This window comes from Enterobacter sp. E14S (genome assembly GCF_055666685.1).
Map to the genome: position 1 here is coordinate 238811 of NZ_JBVODQ010000005.1, position 16837 is coordinate 255647.

15 protein-coding genes and 1 tRNA gene are annotated in these 16837 nt (G+C 51.6%); 10 read left to right on the forward strand and 6 right to left on the reverse strand.

Annotation, left to right across the window (positions count from 1 at the left end; translation table 11 throughout):
- Nucleotides 1-2 precede the first annotated feature (2 nt).
- On the forward strand, nt 3-524 hold the full coding sequence (sfmF, locus tag ACZ6J2_RS13610; RefSeq protein WP_045620360.1) for a fimbria assembly protein: 522 nt from the start codon (nt 3-5) through the stop codon (nt 522-524).
- A 51-nt stretch (nt 525-575) separates the two neighbouring features.
- On the opposite strand, the gene fimZ is transcribed toward sfmF, so the two are convergent.
- From fimZ to ACZ6J2_RS13625, 3 genes are all read right to left on the reverse strand, one after another.
- Complete coding sequence (gene fimZ / locus ACZ6J2_RS13615) at nt 576-1208, reverse strand: fimbria biosynthesis transcriptional regulator FimZ (RefSeq protein ID WP_032661427.1); 633 nt, start codon at nt 1206-1208, stop codon at nt 576-578.
- Between the two features lie 800 nt (nt 1209-2008).
- A complete protein-coding gene (locus tag ACZ6J2_RS13620; RefSeq protein ID WP_471725949.1) occupies nt 2009-2737 on the reverse strand; it encodes a helix-turn-helix transcriptional regulator in 729 nt (242 codons plus the stop codon).
- 24 nt (nt 2738-2761) lie between these two features.
- Nucleotides 2762-3460 (reverse strand): EAL domain-containing protein, encoded by a 699-nt coding sequence (locus ACZ6J2_RS13625; protein WP_471725950.1) that lies wholly within the window; start codon nt 3458-3460, stop codon nt 2762-2764.
- Nucleotides 3461-3738: 278 nt separating this feature from the next.
- Between ACZ6J2_RS13625 and ACZ6J2_RS13630 the strand changes: the two genes are divergently transcribed.
- From ACZ6J2_RS13630 to yahO, 6 genes are all read left to right on the forward strand, one after another.
- Nucleotides 3739-3815 (forward strand) — tRNA-Arg (locus tag ACZ6J2_RS13630).
- A 101-nt stretch (nt 3816-3916) separates the two neighbouring features.
- On the forward strand, nt 3917-4747 hold the full coding sequence (locus ACZ6J2_RS13635) for a lysostaphin resistance A-like protein (RefSeq protein WP_471725951.1): 831 nt from the start codon (nt 3917-3919) through the stop codon (nt 4745-4747).
- A gap of 355 nt (nt 4748-5102) precedes the next feature.
- Nucleotides 5103-6119, forward strand: a complete 1017-nt coding sequence (locus ACZ6J2_RS13640; protein WP_039263996.1) for an iron ABC transporter substrate-binding protein — start codon at nt 5103-5105, stop codon at nt 6117-6119.
- 24 nt (nt 6120-6143) lie between these two features.
- The gene (locus tag ACZ6J2_RS13645; RefSeq protein ID WP_471725953.1) at nt 6144-7718 is read left to right on the forward strand and encodes an ABC transporter permease; all 1575 of its coding nucleotides are present in this window, start codon (nt 6144-6146) and stop codon (nt 7716-7718) included.
- 1 nt (nt 7719) lies between these two features.
- Complete coding sequence (locus tag ACZ6J2_RS13650) at nt 7720-8751, forward strand: ABC transporter ATP-binding protein (protein ID WP_047061277.1); 1032 nt, start codon at nt 7720-7722, stop codon at nt 8749-8751.
- A gap of 149 nt (nt 8752-8900) precedes the next feature.
- Nucleotides 8901-9176: a DUF1471 family periplasmic protein YahO gene (gene yahO / locus ACZ6J2_RS13655; protein ID WP_039264001.1), complete on the forward strand. Its 276-nt coding sequence runs from the start codon at nt 8901-8903 to the stop codon at nt 9174-9176.
- Between the two features lie 40 nt (nt 9177-9216).
- Here the strand turns inward: yahO and ACZ6J2_RS13660 are convergent, their stop codons facing one another.
- From ACZ6J2_RS13660 to ACZ6J2_RS13670, 3 genes are all read right to left on the reverse strand, one after another.
- Nucleotides 9217-10035, reverse strand: coding sequence for an EAL domain-containing protein (locus ACZ6J2_RS13660; protein ID WP_471725954.1), 819 nt, complete (start codon nt 10033-10035; stop codon nt 9217-9219).
- Between the two features lie 59 nt (nt 10036-10094).
- Nucleotides 10095-12032, reverse strand: a complete 1938-nt coding sequence (locus ACZ6J2_RS13665; protein ID WP_471725955.1) for a methyl-accepting chemotaxis protein — start codon at nt 12030-12032, stop codon at nt 10095-10097.
- Nucleotides 12033-12164: 132 nt separating this feature from the next.
- The gene (locus ACZ6J2_RS13670) at nt 12165-12635 is read right to left on the reverse strand and encodes a winged helix-turn-helix domain-containing protein (RefSeq protein WP_471725956.1); all 471 of its coding nucleotides are present in this window, start codon (nt 12633-12635) and stop codon (nt 12165-12167) included.
- A gap of 536 nt (nt 12636-13171) precedes the next feature.
- On the opposite strand from ACZ6J2_RS13670, the gene ACZ6J2_RS13675 reads away from it, so the two are divergent.
- The 3 genes from ACZ6J2_RS13675 to ACZ6J2_RS13685 all read left to right on the forward strand — a co-directional run bounded on the left by ACZ6J2_RS13675 (nt 13172) and on the right by ACZ6J2_RS13685 (nt 16762).
- The gene (locus ACZ6J2_RS13675; protein WP_471725957.1) at nt 13172-13966 is read left to right on the forward strand and encodes a winged helix-turn-helix domain-containing protein; all 795 of its coding nucleotides are present in this window, start codon (nt 13172-13174) and stop codon (nt 13964-13966) included.
- The gene (locus ACZ6J2_RS13680; protein ID WP_471725958.1) at nt 13953-14417 is read left to right on the forward strand and encodes a hypothetical protein; all 465 of its coding nucleotides are present in this window, start codon (nt 13953-13955) and stop codon (nt 14415-14417) included. Before ACZ6J2_RS13675 ends, ACZ6J2_RS13680 begins: the two co-directional genes overlap by 14 nt.
- 161 nt (nt 14418-14578) lie before the next feature.
- Complete coding sequence (locus ACZ6J2_RS13685; protein WP_471725960.1) at nt 14579-16762, forward strand: TonB-dependent receptor; 2184 nt, start codon at nt 14579-14581, stop codon at nt 16760-16762.
- Nucleotides 16763-16837: the final 75 nt, after the last annotated feature.

The window sequence follows — 16837 nt, forward strand, 5'->3', positions numbered from 1 at the left end:
ATATGCGAAACGGGATCCGTTTTATCACCGTGGCGCTCTTTGCGCTTTGCACACAGGCTCAGGCGGACACCGCATTGGGCGAGATTAACATTCGGCTCTACGGCAATATTGTCGATTTTACCTGCGTTGCCGAGGGCAGCGACAGCGACAAGGCCGTCCCGCTGGGCACCTGGCCCACGAAACAGCTCAGCACCACCGGGAGCCGCACGCAGCCGATGCCGTTTACGCTGAAGCTGACCGGCTGCCCGCCGGGCGCGGCGTCCATTACGTTTTCGGGTAAAGCCGACGGAAGCAATAGCGGCCTGCTGGCGCTGAATGACGCCAGTACTGCAAGCCATGTCGCCGTTGAGATCAGGGATGCGGATAAAACGCGGCTGGCGCTTCAGCAGGCCAGCCAGCCGGTCTCGGTTGATGCGCAGGGAAATGCGATTCTGTCATTTTATGCCAATTATATTGCCACTGCCGATAACCCTCAGCCCGGACGGGCTGATGCGGATGCCACCTTCATGATTAATTATAATTAGCACTGACCGCACTCCCTGCAGCTCAGATAAGCTGCAGGGAGTGAATTCAGGTTATAGCAGCTCGTGGGCTTTAGCGTAATCAATTAATTCCACGATGCTTTGCACACCCAGCTTGGAATAAATATTGGATTTGTGCGCGCTAATGGTCTTGTTGCTTAATAGTAGCTGTTCAGCAATTTCCTTGTTGGATAATCCATTCGCCAGATACCGTAATACCGTGACCTCGCGATTCGATAATGGCATATCTACTGCCATCCCTTTCCCGGAACCCAAATGGTTTATAAAGTTCAACGTCTCTGACGGGAAAAAGGAATAGCCCATCAGAATCATTTCTACGGCGTTGTAGATCTCACCCAAATCTTTTCGTTTACTGACGAAGCCATTTGCCCCGGCGCGAATGGCGCGACCTGCGTAAAACAACTCTGATTTAGACGAGAGGAACAGAACCTTAATGTTTTTGTTTAAATTCCTGATTCTCTTCAGTAAAGAGAAGGCATCCGTGCCCGTGAGTTCAATGTCAAGGATCACCAGATCGATAGGGTGATTGCGGATACAGTCAAGGACTTCATGGCTATCGCCAGACTTGAGTTTGACTGTGATATTCTTATTTTTCTGTAGCAGGACTTCTATCGACATTCTGACGATAGGATGTTCGTCCATAATGATAACGGATGCCGGTTTCATTTTTAATGCCTCAGATTGTTAAAAGCGTTATGCAGAGTTTGGTAAAACTCTCGAAATGCCGGAAGGATATAATGTGCAGATCCCTATACCGTAGTATTTCCCTGGAAAGAGCGAAAGCATCCTTGTTTACGTAATGAAAAGAACTATGCCTCAGCGCGGTCATCTCATTAGGCTGGTGTTGGCAAAAAGGTTTTTCTTATTCATATTTGATACGCATCTTATTATACAGGGTAAGTTTTTTCCGAAAACCCTGTAAATTAATATGAGGGTATTGGTTTGTATTATCTTCTGGATCTGAATCGCTATTTTTTTAAATTTAGCGGAAATATCCTGTTATCTCATTTACCGCATTTTTTCATCTTTATGTAATAACAAAAAATAACAGATATCTCTGTATGTTGATCAATTGTTAACAAAAATGCGCCTCTTTGAAAGGGACGAATCCGCAAACGTGAGGTTAAAAATTGCCCTCGCAGGCCGTCTGACCTTCATCTGAAAGTGCTTACGCCGATCCGGATAACGGCATCTGGTGCACAGGAGAACATGCTGCCCGCTTCGCTTTTTACTCCTGGCAGTTGTCGCTAAGCTGCTTGTTTTTACATCATTATCATCCTGTTAACGCCTTCTGCATTCGCTTAACGGATGGAGGAAAGTGCTGCCGTTCCGCTAATCTGTGGCATTTCACAAGGTTCGCGCCCATAAATTAGGAATAGTTATAAATTCGATTTTATTGTTAAAAATTAACATTTTTGCAACGCGAGGCGTAAGTAAATTCTTAAACCGCTTTAGGAAATAAGGGGTTAGGACGTGAGTGAAAACGTGCAGTCTGAGAGGTTATTAAGAAGATGCAGTAATTCCTGTCGATGGCTTAGCCCCAGCTTCAGCAGGATGCAGCTGAGACGATAGATAATGCGGCTATAGGGGCGATTCTGCATAAGGGCAATCTGACGCAATGTCTTGCCCCGGGAAAGCTCCTGCAGAATGGGCCATTCGTTGCGTGAGAACCAGTCTTTCTCGGTACCCGGCGGGGGGAGGGGATCCTGCAGGCTGTGCTGGAGCGCGGCGGCGTTCAGCTGACGTTCAAGGACATGAAAGGGACCTGCCGCTTTACAGAAGAGGCGGGTGTCGTAATTATCGGCCCGGACCAACAGCCAGGGCGTCAGGAACGGAGGAAACAGGCTATGCCGTCTCAACTGATCCAGTTTCTCCAGAAGCCCCGTGGACCGGCTTTCAATATCCACGACCAGACGGGCAGAAGGCCACTGCGTCTGAGCGATAAGGGCGTCGTCCAGCGTGGCGTAGTCGCAGCAGCTGCTCAGGGGAAACTGCGCGTTGAGAAAACCGGTGCGCAGGTAGTGATCCTCCGTCACCAGAAGGATAAACGGGGCGTCGGTTTTGCGGGGCTGGCTGATGGACTGGCTCAAAAATTCGAGCCGGTCGAAAAAGGGGGGAGCAAAAGGTGAGCGCGTGAATCCCAGTGCATCACTTCCTGTACGCCGCCGCCGGTAACGGCGCACTGTCATTCGCATGGTCTCCCTCCTGGAAATGGCTTTTTAATCCTCCGGCCATGTCCAGGACGGCCAGTAATATCCCTGGCCGAGGTCTGCGCCTGCCTGCAGTGCCCAGGTACGATCGCGTTCAGTCTCAATACCTTCAATAAGCACTTTCCCTGCAAGCTGAAAGCAAAGGGAAACCAGTTGCCTCAGCGCAGGGGTGTCGCGTAAACGCCAGAATGCTTCCTTATCTATTTTGATGCCGCTTAACGGGAGTCGGCAGGATAAAAACGACTGCACGGTGACGTCATCCACGTCATCAAGCCAGATAGCGTGTCCCTGTTTGCAAAGTTGCCGCAAATTTTGAACGACATGCTGCTTCTGTACGAGGGAAAGCGCCAAAAAGGACGCGAGGTCGACAATCTCAATATTGAGCGGCACGCTTGTTAACCGGATAAGTCGCTGAAAAGACGCGGGCTCTGTCAGGACGGTTATCGGCAGATTAATAAAAAGATTATGACCGTGCGGCGTATTTTTTAACGCGGCAAGCTGCGCTTCAAGCAGCGTTATCGACCACTCTGCGGAGCGATCGCAAAAAAAGTTCTCGCTGTCCCGCGTGTCGGACAGGACGCTAAGGACCTCCACGCCAACCTGGCGCAGGGAGGAAAGGGCGACGATGGGCTCAAGCTTAATGCCGACGATGTCCTGAGAAATGTACTGTAACCGGGGGGGCGTATCGATCAGGTTTTGCGCTGTCACTCCATTGTCCTGTTGTCTGTCAGCCTCCAGGCGGCCGGGATACCTGACTCTAGTGTGACGAGCTGACGTTCAGGAAAACAGCAGGCGTTACTTAAATGCAACTAAGCCTTTTCGCAGCGCTAAATTTTACGGTTAAACAGGGCGAAATGTTGAGAAAATAGCCGTATTTACAATCGGCTAGCGGTAATTGGCCCTGAAAACGGAAAAGGCATTGACTCACCTGCCATTGACCGTATAATTCTTCGCGTTTCACCACCGCGAAGTACACGCATATCAGTGCGCCCTTAGCTCAGTTGGATAGAGCAACGGCCTTCTAAGCCGTAGGTCGTAGGTTCGAATCCTACAGGGCGTGCCATTTCATTTCATAGAGTACGCCTCCTTCACATCCTCCTGATTTCCGTTGTGGGACATATTTGGGACATCGCCCCTAAAATTTACCGGTCAAGAAGGACATTTATGTGGTATCTACTCGCAACTTCGCTTGCCGCACTCTCCTTTAATAAAAGCCTGGCTTACCTGATGCTGGGATTAACGACATTTCTCGGCTGGAAACAGAGTATTCTTGACGCTCCGGCGCTGCTGGTTATTGCATCAATCGTTGTTGGCTGGTCTGTTGTTGAATGGCTACGCAATAAAAATAATAAATATACATATCTGGTCGAAGGCCTGTGCGTGGCCATCGCCGTTGCCATGGTTTTGCATCTGATCCCGGGTTTTCATAACCCCAAAGTGCTGGATGCTGTCGTCGTTGGTCCGCAAAGCATACCGTTCAGTATGTACTTTAATATGGACAAGGCAGTGGTGCCGTTCTTTTTAATTACGTGCATGCCAACGTTATTCGTAGCAAAACCCCTCTATAAAGCGGGCAAGGTCGGCTGGGGAATATTGGTTCTTGCGGTACCCGCGCTGTTACTTCTGGCTGTTGCGTTGGGCGGACTTAGAATTGAGCCGCATGCGCCAGAATGGTTCGCTCAATTTGCCCTTGCGAATATTTTTTTCGTCTCTTTGGCTGAGGAAGCCTTGTTCAGAGGCTACCTGCAGCAACGCTTGTCCCGTATTATTCATCCTGTTGTCGCGCTGTTGATTGCCTCAGTCATCTTTGGACTGATGCATTATAGCGGCGGTTTACTACTGATTATTTTTGCCAGCCTCTCCGGCATTATTTACGGCCTGGCGTGGATGTGGAGCGGCAGGCTCTGGGTTGCGACGTTATTCCATTTTGGGCTGAACTGCGTGCATTTATTGTTCTTCACCTATCCGATGTATGCCCCTCATGCGGTTATGTGATGATTTTAAAATTAGTCGCCTTATAAATTTAGCGACCTCCGGATAAGCATAAAAAGCCCCGCAAGATCGGGGCTTTTATATCTGCCGGGTGCATGAATAACAGATTTAACTTCGCGTCATAATGAATAGAAGGCTAATGAATTTCACTGTAAGCAGGCTTAAGGTTTTCTTAATCTAAAAATTATCTCTCATTAAAATTTGGATTTTTATCATTCTAAAATCTGCTAAAAAGAAATTTTACACTTTTACGACTAAACTCGATTGATACTAATTATCATTAGCGTTGTTGTATGCTTTAATCCTGTCCCACAAAGCTATGAGTCGTTAATCCCGTTGGTCTATAAAGGATATGTTCATGAATTCTCGCCTGCTGTCCTGCTTCTCGCTTGCCTTGTTGTCTTCATCCCTTTTCCTTTCCACACAAGCGGTTGCCGCCGATAACAACGAAGGTATCGTTGTTTATAACGCGCAGCACGAAAATCTGGTGAAGTCGTGGGTTGACGGTTTTACCAAAGAAACCGGCATTAAAGTCACTCTGCGTAATGGCGATGACAGCGAGCTGGGTAACCAGCTGGTTCAGGAAGGCAGCGCGTCCCCGGCAGACGTATTCCTGACGGAGAACTCGCCTTCAATGGTGCTGGTGGATAATGCCAACCTGTTTGCGCCATTGGATGCAGACACCCTGAAGCAGGTACCGGCAGAATATCGTCCGGCGCACGGCCGCTGGATTGGCATCGCGGCCCGCAGCACGGTGTTTGTGTATAACCCGGAAAAGCTGAACGAAAAGCAGCTGCCTGAATCGCTGATGGATCTGGCAAAACCCGAGTGGAAAGGCCGCTGGGCGGCATCACCGTCAGGCGCGGATTTCCAGGCCATCGTGAGCGCGATGCTGGCGCTGAAAGGCGAAAAGGCCACGCTGGAATGGCTCAAGGCGATGAAAGCCAATTTCGTTGCCTATAAAGGCAACAGCACCGTGATGAAAGCGGTTAATGCCGGTCAGATTGATGGCGGCGTGATTTATCACTACTACCGTTTTGTCGATCAGTCCAAAACCGGTGAAAACAGCAAAAACACCCAGCTCTACTACTTCAAACATCAGGATCCGGGCGCGTTTGTGAGCCTCTCTGGCGGCGGCGTGCTGGCGTCCAGCAAGCACAAAGCGCAGGCGCAGGCCTTCATCAAATACATTACCGGTAAAGAAGGTCAGGAAAGTCTGCGTACCAACAATGCCTTTGAGTATGCGGTGGGCGTGAACGCGGCCTCAAACCCGAAACTGGTCCCGTTGAAAGATCTTGATGCACCGAAAGTTGAACCTTCAACGCTCAACAGTAAAAAAGTTATCGAGCTGATGACGCAAGCCGGCCTGCTGTGATCCTGAGAGTGAAGTGAACGTCTTATGTCTGGTCTGAGTCTCGACATCGGAAAAAACAGAGTGCAGGAGCCTGCCCGCAGGCGTCCTGCACTGCCGATGGTTGCGTTAGCTGTGTTGTTTTCACTAATGGCGCTTCTGCCTTTGGGTTTTATCATTGCCATTGGCATTGAGACCGGCTGGGAAACCATTAAGGCGCTGGTGTTTCGCCCGCGCGTTGCTGAGCTGCTCAGCAACACGCTGTGGCTGGCGGCTTTAGCGGTTCCGCTGTGTATCGTGACGGGCGTGGCAATCGCCTGGCTCACGGAGCGCACGCAGCTTGCCGGGCGAGGGATCTGGTCTGCACTGGCGGTCGCCCCGCTGGCGATCCCCGCGTTTGTGCAAAGCTATGCCTGGGTGAGCGTTGTCCCGTCCATGCACGGGCTCTCCGCGGGCGTGTTCCTCTCGGTTCTTGCCTACTATCCGTTTATCTATATGCCGGTTGCGGCGGTGCTGCGTCGCCTTGACCCGACGCTTGAAGATGTCGCCGCTTCGCTGGGTACCCCGCCGTGGCGGGTCTTTTTCCGCGTGGTGTTGCCCCAGCTCAAGCTCGCTATCTGCGGCGGTGCGCTGCTGGTGGCGCTGCACCTGCTGGCGGAATATGGCCTGTACGTGATGATCCGCTTTGATACCTTCACCACGGCAATTTATGACCAGTTCCAGTCTACCTTCAGCGGCCCGGCGGCGAACATGCTGGCGGGCGTGCTGGCCTTGTGCTGTCTGGCTATATTAATGCTGGAAGGCGTGACGCGCGGAAAAGCACGCTACGCGCGCATTGGCGCCGGGGCCGCGCGCGAGCAGAAACGCTGGCCGCTGAAGCCTGCGGCCGCCGCGCTGGGCCAGCTGTTTTTCATCGTGCTGATCGTGCTGGCGCTGGGCGTGCCGTTAATTGTCCTGTGTCGCTGGATTTGGCTCGGCGGCGTGCAAAACTGGATGAGTGCCGATCTCTGGCACTCCCTGCGCCAGACGCTGATGCTCGGCGTGGGCGGCGCGCTTCTGACGACGGCGTGCGTGATCCCCATCGCGTGGCTCGGTATCCGCTATCCGCACCGCATCTTCCGGATGCTGGAAGGGTGCATCTATATCACCAGCTCGCTGCCGGGCATCGTCACGGCGCTGGCGCTGGTCACCGTCACCATTCACTACGCCCGTCCCATTTACCAGACGGAAATTACCCTATTCCTTGCCTACCTGCTGATGTTTATGCCCCGTGCGCTCATCAACCTGCGGGCGGGGATTGCGCAGGCGCCGGTCGAACTGGAGAACGTGGCGCGCAGCCTGGGCAGCACGCCCGCGAAGGCGCTCTGGAGCGTCACGATGCGGCTGGCCGCGCCGGGTGCGGCGGCGGGGGCCGCGCTGGTTTTCCTCGGCGTCAGCAACGAGTTGACCGCCACGCTGCTGCTCTCTCCGCTGGGCACGCGCACGCTCTCCACCGGATTCTGGGCGCTGACCAGTGAAATTGACTATGTTGCCGCCGCGCCTTACGCGATGCTGATGATCCTGATTTCACTCCCGCTGACCGCCATTCTCTATATGCAGTCGAAAAAAATTGCAGGGCTATGACATGCTTGAATTAACCGCCATTTCTAAATCGTTTTCTGATGTGCAGGTGCTCGACAGCTTAAACCTGAGCGTGGCGCCGGGGAGCAGGACGGCGATTGTCGGGCCGTCCGGGTCGGGGAAAACCACGCTGCTGCGTATTCTGGCCGGGTTCGAAACGCCTGACACCGGGCGCATTGTCATGCAGGGGAGAACGCTGTTCGATGAAAATAGTTTTGTTCCCGCCCACCTGCGCCGGATCGGTTTTGTGCCTCAGGAGGGTGCGCTGTTCCCGCACCTCAATGTGGCAGACAACATCGCCTGGGGGCTGGACGGCACCCGCCACGAAAAGCGCCAGCGCGTTGAGGCGCTGATGGAAATGGTTTCTCTGGACAGGCAGCTCGCAACGCACTGGCCCCACGAGATTTCCGGCGGACAGCAGCAGCGCGTGGCGCTGGCCCGTGCGCTGGCCCAGCGTCCTTCACTGATGCTGCTGGATGAACCATTCTCGGCTCTGGATACCGGCCTGCGCGCGATGACGCGTAAGGCAACGGCCGATCTGCTGGCCGAAGCGGGCGTGGCCTCGATTCTGGTCACCCACGATCAGAACGAAGCGTTGTCCTTTGCCACGCAGGTTGCTGTCATGCGCTCCGGGCGCTTCACGCAGGTCGGTACGCCTTATGACGTCTACACCCGTCCCGTTGATGAAGAGACGGCGCTGTTTCTTGGCGATGCCGTGATCCTGCCTGCTCAGCTCGCTGCCGGGTATGCCGTGTGCGCGCTGGGTGAAGTGCCGACGGACAACGCGCAGGCGACAGGGCAGGGCAGGGTAATGATGCGCCCTGAACAATTACGCGTGACGGCATGTGCAGCGCATGAAAGCCCGATCTCGATTCTCGACGTGGACTTCACCGGCCAGCTGTCGACGCTCACCCTGGGATTAGCCGGACAGCAGCAGCCCGTGATTCTGAAGACCGTAAGCCAGCCAGGATGGAACCCGGGCACGGCGGTACGCGTTGATATTGCTGGCACCGCGCGGGTATTCGAATATTCTTAATATTCGTTAGTAATTTCATGCAACGGGTTGTTATAAAAGATTTTTCCCGAGCGCATGGCAATTCCTGAGATTCTCTACCATGCTCATAAAACCTCACCACAATGCGTGAGGTTTTTCGTAGTTGCTGATTAATCTCAAGGAAAAAGGTTATGAAAAAGACGACTGCTATTTTGTTGGGAACGGCGTTACTGTTTACGACCAATGCTTTTGCTGCCCAGCTGCTGACAAAAAATGAGTTCAAGAAAGTTGCGTCTCAGTATCAAAAAATCGGTACGGTAAGCACCTCGAATGAAGTATCGGTGGATGATGCGAAAAAAGAACTGATTGAGAAAGCCGATAAGCAAGGCGCGGATGTCCTGGTGCTCACGTCAGGGAACACCAACAATAAAATTCACGGTACGGCCAATATCTACAAGAAAAAATAACGTTATTGCAGCCACTCCAGTGCGGGGTGGCTGTGCTTTATCAGGTGTGAATACTTCCGATGAGTTCATTAATTTTCATTGGCTTGCAGAAATAGTAACCTTGTAAAAAATCGCTGTTCTTTAAGCGCAGGTAGTCAGCCTGAGCCTCTGTTTCAACGCCTTCTGCAATAATGCTGAGATGCATTCTTTTTGCCAGCTCGATAAGACTGTCCACTAGCCGGGTATCGCCATTTTCACTAATCTGGCTGACAAACAATTTGTCTATCTTGATGAATTCGGGTTTAAGCGAGTAAATATAAGCGAGGTTGGAATAACCTGTCCCAAAGTCATCCAGCGCCAGAGCTATATTTGATTGTCGAAGCGTTGCAAACCATTCGCTCAGCTGTGGCGTAACATGCAGCGGATTTCGTTCCGTGATTTCGATAACTAACTGAATCTGGCCCGACGCAAGTTTTTGCAAAAGCTCAAGCGTATCCGTTTCAAAGCGCGGATCGAGACAGTTATGCGTGCTCAGATTAAGGCAGATATAGAGCCGCTCAGGAAAAAGGTGGATGCGAGGCTGGAGATCGGCAATAACCTGTTGAATCAGATGATGCATTAGTGGAGCAATCAGCCGGAGCTTCTCCGCCAGCGGGATAAACGTATCCGGAGACACCGGGCCATACAGCGGATGATTCCAGCGAGCGAGCACTTCGATACCCGCAATCTTGCCCGTCTGGCTGTCAAAAAAGGGCTGGTAGACCGGCACAATCTCGCGCTTTTCAATGGCAGCCCTCAAGGTGTTTTCCGGGGAGAGGGTAAAGAGACGTGCCAGCAGGGTGTTCAAGCTGCCGAGCAATCCCGGACTTGATTTTGTCATGGTTATCATCTAAAGCCTTAAACGCGCGGCGGCCTGTCCCGGTAGCCGCGCGGCAATTATCAGAATTTAACCCATTCGTCCTGGTCACGGGCGGTAGGGCGTTTAAAAGGGGCCACGCTTGCGGTTTGCATGCCCTCTTTTTTCAGGGTTTCAGGACGCGTGGTATGAGCTTTTGAGACACGGAAAATCGACACCACTTTTTCAAGCTGAACAGCCTGATCCTCCAGCGAACTGGCCGCAGCAGAAGACTCTTCTACCAGGGCGGCGTTCTGCTGAGTCGTTGTGTCCATTTCAGCCATGGCCTGGGCAATTTGTGAAATTCCGCGGCTTTGTTCATCAGTAGCAGCGGCAATTTCGTTCATGATGTCGCGTACCTGCGCCACGGATGTCTCAATTTTCGTCATTGCATCACCCGCGCTTTCAACCAGACTAAAGCCGTTATCCACATGTAGGACCGATTCGTTGATCAGGTTTTCAATCTCTTTTGCGGACTGCGCGCTGCGCTGGGCAAGCGTCCGTACTTCGGCGGCTACAACGGCGAAACCTTTGCCCTGATCTCCTGCCCGGGCGGCTTCAACGGCGGCATTCAGTGCCAAAATATTGGTCTGGAAGGCGATACTGTTAATTACGGTGGTGATCTCAGAAATTCGGTGCGAACTACTGCGCACGTTTTTCATCGTATCTATCACCTTCAATGAGAGCTGGCTTCCTTCAGTCGCATTTTGCGCGGCTTCATCTGCAAGACGTCGCGCGTGGTTGGCATTTTCAGCGTTGAGTGCGACGGTAGAGGTTAACTCTTCCATGCTAGCGGCGGTTTCGACGACGGCGGCTGACTGTTGCTCGGTCCGCGACGACAAATCCATATTGCCCGCGGCAATTTCCGAAGACGAACGCGCGACGCTATCTACTCCATTACGTACATCATTAATGATGTTTTTCAGGTTTGCATTCATGGTAGCGACGGCCTGCATTAACAGTCCGGGCTCATCACGACGTGTGCTGGTCACCGTGCTGGTGAGATCGCCACTGGCGATTTGCTCCGCGACGCGCAATGTTTCATTAAGCGGACGGGTGATGGACAGGGTGATACTCATTGCCAACAAGATGCCAAGCGCAAGACCGATTACGGCAACTATGCCCATCTGTAGTTGAACGCTATCCACCGTATCGGCCACTTTTTTCTGCTGCAGACTAAATAGCGTCTGTATGGCATGCGTTAGCGTTATGGCTTTTCCGGTTAAGGTATCGGAGAACGTCGACTGTTGATGCCAGACTTTTTGGTAATTCAGCAGCTCAGCTGCGACGTTTTCCATGCTTTCAAGACCAGATTGCAGCCAAACCTTTTGTTCCGTGGTAGCAACCGGTAACAGTTGTTCGGTATCTGATTTCGCGGTATCCAGGCGATCGCGGATCCCTTTCATCAATTCATCCGTAGGTTGCTGTTTATAAAGCGTTACCTGAGAGTCAATGTCGCTCATGATAAAAGCAATCTGTGCAGCCACAAGGGTGTGCTGAGCGTCCAGCGTACTACCACGACTTAGCGTTGAAGCCAGCACAGAGTTATCGCATAAACGCTGTGTGCTGAGTTTTTTTTCACTAATTCTTTTTTCTGAAAGGGATTTTGTGAAAGGCAACAGGGTAGCGACATAGCTGTTCACTGCATTTGCTGTATCATCCAGCGCTTTTTTGCCTTCAGGAGACCAGGGCAACTTTTCCATACTGGCTATAATGCTCTGCATGCGTTGCGTGCCTGTGTTGGTCTGCTCCAGGTACTTCTGATCAAGGGTGTATTGAAAATTCGTCCGTCCTAAGCGGACCTGCGAAAGTGCGTTAAATAGATCGGCGGTATGGCCGTTCTTTTCGACTTTATCCTGAATCTTGTTAAGGCCCAGTAAACCTGACATCAGAATAACAATCGTCACGAGCAATACGACGGAGAAACCAAAAAATAACTTCTTACGGACTTTTAAATTGGCAAAGTGGTTGATTATGCTCATATATAATTCCAGTGTTGGTATAAACCAAGCAACAGTGCTAATACATCATTAATGAAAAAATTGATACCGAAAAGAGATAATAAAAAAAGCCCCTCACACAGGTGTGCTCAGGGCAAAAAACCTGAGTTGACATCACTTGCTCAGGCTATCTGTCGTCTCCTCTTTTTTAACGGAATGAGCCGGGAGTTCGCTCATTCTGTAATAAACGGGGATTACATTCGGGTAATTAATGATGTAACCACGCCCTTTAATATTGCGAATGAAATCTTCGGGTAAACCTAAAACATTCAGCTTGTTCGTTAGATTATGCAAAACTTGCCATAATCGCTGTGTGGACGGACTCAGATTATGTGCCTCCCAAATCTCTTCAAATAACTCTTCTTTTGAGACTGGTCTTGTTCTGCCATTCATTAATAAAAAAAGAAAAAGTCTAAGCATCGTTTCATTAAAGTAAATAGATGCGAATGCAATGCTTTTATCGGTGTGACTGCCTGTGAGTCGGTATAGTCTGCGATTAGAAATATCAAAATGAATTTCATCGCCAATCATAAATCCATATAGACGATAGCCCATATCATTTGCCCACAATTGAGAAACTAACATGCACTCCTACATATAAGCCTGAGATAACCCATACTCTTTATGTGGCGGATTATATGGCTGCTATGAATGCTTTCCAATACACATCCCTACGCGCTATAAGAAACAGGATCTGCCCTACCTTTGCATGAAGTTTTTGTCGATGTAAGTTGTATTTTTAGATTAAAAAACTGCTCTGAATGCATTCGTAATGCACTTATTCTGAAAGTTAACATCTATCCGATGACTCAAGATAAAATGCTTATTTTAGAAAAGTCTCAGCATTTATCTCTCTTCTTAGTCCGGTGATGGTCTTCAACAGCATCGTTTCGATGACCCTTACGTTACGGCGCGTCAGCGATAAAGTGGAGTGAAGTTAAATGATTTATACTGATTGAGGAGAACCTCAAGCATGGCGCTGCGATACAAAGCGCCGTCTTCGGAAGGGTGTAGTTGATTGATGTGAAACCCTTATTTCCTGAATCAGAAAACGGACACGGACGCGTAGACATAACAATGATGAATGTACTATCCCCCTCTACACAAATGGTTGATGCGTCATGAAGCCTGTCTTTTTGATAAATGGTTTAGTGTTTTTTGAACCCGAACTGCGTCGGCTTTGTCCGCTTTCAGGCTACCCCGAGCGTGCGGTTATCCTTCACGGTCCGGTTAGTGAATGCCTGCTACAACTGCTCGAACACAACGGCGAGGTGCTGACGCAGCGTTATCTTTTTTCGGCAGTATGGGAAAAACAGGGCGCGATAGTCTCGACTAATGCGTTATACCAGACTATTGCTTCCATTCGTAAAGCGCTCAAGATGGCGGGTCTGGCAGAGAATGTTGTGCAAACGGTACCAAAGGCAGGGTTTAAGCTCGTGGCACAAATACAAACGGGGACCGTCGATAATTTTATTTCGCTGGTCGTCGCAACGCCGGAGAGTTTACCTTCTAAATCTGATGCCCCGTCACTATCCGTAACAGATAGCAGGTTCCTTTTTTTCTCAAGAAAAATTGCGTTTGGGGTGATCGCTGCGGTTTTATTTATCCTCTCTTGCACGGTACTATTACAACAGCTTCATGTACAGGATGCTGGATTTCAGGTATATCAACCGATAGGTAATATTGCAGGTTGCGACGTCTACTCTTCGTGGCATGACAATATAAAAAGCCAGCGTATTTATACCGACTTGACAAAACGTTATCCCATTCATTGCAATGCTGGTGGGGTAGCCTATATGACGATCAATCGTTTTCAAAATGGTACTTCGGTGATCGTATGCGATAAGTTGCCCGATATTGCTGGCGCTCACTGTGATTCAATCATGTACAGGAAGCAATATAATGAAAATGATTAGTCGGAGTGCGTTCGGATTGATCATTATATTGATGATTGCCGCGCCATTGTTATACGCCTGGTACATTTATTATCAGCAGAATCATTTTACCTGCGAGAGCCATTTAATCATTGTTGAAGATGATTCCAGGGTGGATTCCCTTATGACGTTTAAATTTAATAATGGCGATGGCACCTATGATTCCACAGGAGAATACAGTCAGTCGGGCCAGCAGACGGTCATCGTCAGCAATAAGATAGCTTTCAATTACTGGCGTGAAGAGGGTCGAGTGATTATGGTCTCCCGTGAGACTAACGAACTGCCGAAAAAAGACGAACTTTTTCGTCGACATATACCTGATTTTTTCCATTATCGAGATCATGGTATTAGCGTTGAAATCCTTCCGGTAAATGCCTCAGGTTATCTATTCACCTTCGGAAATTCCCCCGCGTTCTACTGTGCCAAAGGATGAGCAGAAGCCTCTTTTGTTGTGCGTTCTTTTCGCAAGATCTTACGGATATTTACGCTTGATCAATCAAGGATAATGCGTATAGTTCTCATTTGCATTGCATTCAATACATTCTAAGGCCCGACAACGGGTCATTTTTGCGCGCACTTTAAAATGAGTTAACGATGAACAACACCATCATGCACAAAACGCTGCTGGCGCTCGCCGTTGGCGCAGCGACACATTCCGCCTTCGCGGCGGACGATCAAAAAGAGGACACCCTCGTTGTCCAGGCTGCACCAGCCAGCGATTTCAAACCCGGCGGCGACCAGCTGGTACCTGCCTTTCTTGACGGACAGGTGGCGAACGGCGGGCGCATGGGGATGCTGGGCCAGCAGAACGCCATGGACGTGCCGTTCAACATCATCAGCTACACCTCGAAGCTGGTGGAAGATCAGCAGGCGAAAACCATTGCCGATGTCATCGCGAACGACGCGGGCGTGCAGTTCGTTCAGGGATACGGCAACAGCGCGGAGACCTACCGCATCCGTGGCCTGAAGTTCGACGGCGACGACATGACCTTTGGCGGCCTGTCCGGCGTGCTGCCGCGCCAGGTTGTGGATACCCAGATGGTTGACCGCATCGAGATCTTCAAAGGAGCCAACTCGCTGATGAACGGCGCGGCAAGCTCCGGCGTGGGCGGGATGATCAACCTTGAGCCAAAACACGCGGGCGAACTCCCGCAGGCCAAAGTCGGCGTGGACTACACCTCGGATTCCCAGATTGGCACTACGCTTGATGCGGGCCGTCGCTACGGCGACAGCGACCAGTTTGGCGCGCGGGTGAACCTGGTTCATCGCGAAGGGGAAACCGGCATACCGAATGACCGCCGCCGCACCACGCTGCTCTCTACCGGCCTGGATTACACCGGTGACCGCTTCCGCACCTCGCTGGATCTGGGCTATCAGAAGAAAACCTTCCACGGCAGCCCGACCAGCGTCAATATTTCCGCGGTGGATTTCGTTCCCGAGCCGCCGAAAAACGATCGCAACTTCTCGCAGAAGTGGGCCTACAGCAATATCGAAAACGAATTTGGAATGTGGCGCAGCGAGTACGACATCACCGACGGCTGGACCGCCTATACCGGTCTTGGTGCGCAGCACGCGCACGAGGAAGGCATCTACAGCGCGCCGAAGCTGGTGGATAAAAGCGGCAAGGCAACGGTCAGCCGTCTCGACACCAACCGCATCAGCGATTCCGTCAGCGGCATGGCGGGCGTTCGCGGTAATTTCAATACAGGCTTCGTCTCGCACAAGGTCAACGTTGGCTATTCGGCGATGACCAAAAACGAAAAAATCGCGTGGAAAATGTCGGCGGCGAAAGATAACCCGACCACCAACATCTACCACAACACCGGCGTCGATATGCCGGACAGCACCAACTTCAATGGTTCCGGCGGAAAGTACAGCGATCCGCTGACCAGCGGGCGCACCCGTACCCAGGGCTGGCTGCTGAGCGATACGCTGGGCGTGCTGGACGACAAGCTGCTGTTCACCGCAGGCGCCCGCCATCAGAAGGTGGTTATTCGCGGGTATAACAAAGTCACCGGGGCGGAAAACGCGGCGGACGGCTTCGACGGCAGCCGCTGGATGCCCACCTACGGCGTGGTCTACAAGCCGTGGGAGGCGATCTCCCTTTATGCAAACCACACCGAAGCGCTGCAGCCGGGCAAAACCGCACCTAACACCGCCACCAACTACGGCCAGAGCACCGGTATCGTTCACTCTAAGCAGAACGAAGTGGGCGTGAAGGCGGACTTCGGCCGCGTGGGCGGATCGCTTGCGCTGTTTGAGATCAAAATGCCGTCGGCGATCCTCGACGACAGCGGCCACTACGGCCTGGACGCCGAGCAGCGAAACCGTGGCGTGGAGCTGAACGTCTTCGGCGAGCCCGCGCTGGGGATGCGCCTGAACGCCAGCGCCACCTGGCTGCAGGCCGAGCTGACCAAAACCAAAAATGGCGTGAATCAGGGTAACGATGCGATCGGTATTCCGAACTTTTACGCCGTGCTGGGCGCAGAGTACGACATCAAGCCGATTGACGGCCTGACCGCCACCGCCCGCGTGAACCACTCCGGCGCGCAGTACGCTGACCTGGCAAACACCAAAAAGCTGGACAGCTACACCACGCTGGATCTGGGGATGCGTTATCGCTTCGCGGTGAACCACAATGAAAACCAGATGACGGTTCGCGCGGGCATCGACAACGTGACTAATGAAAACTACTGGGCCAGCGTGGACGATTCCGGTACCTATATTACGCAGGGCGAACCGCGCACCTTTAAGGTCTCGGTTGGCTACGCGTTTTAAGCGTTCCATCTCGTTATCCGGGGCAGGGATGCCCCAATCCCTTGCTACCTCCAGCATGAAGTGTTAAAACGTGCC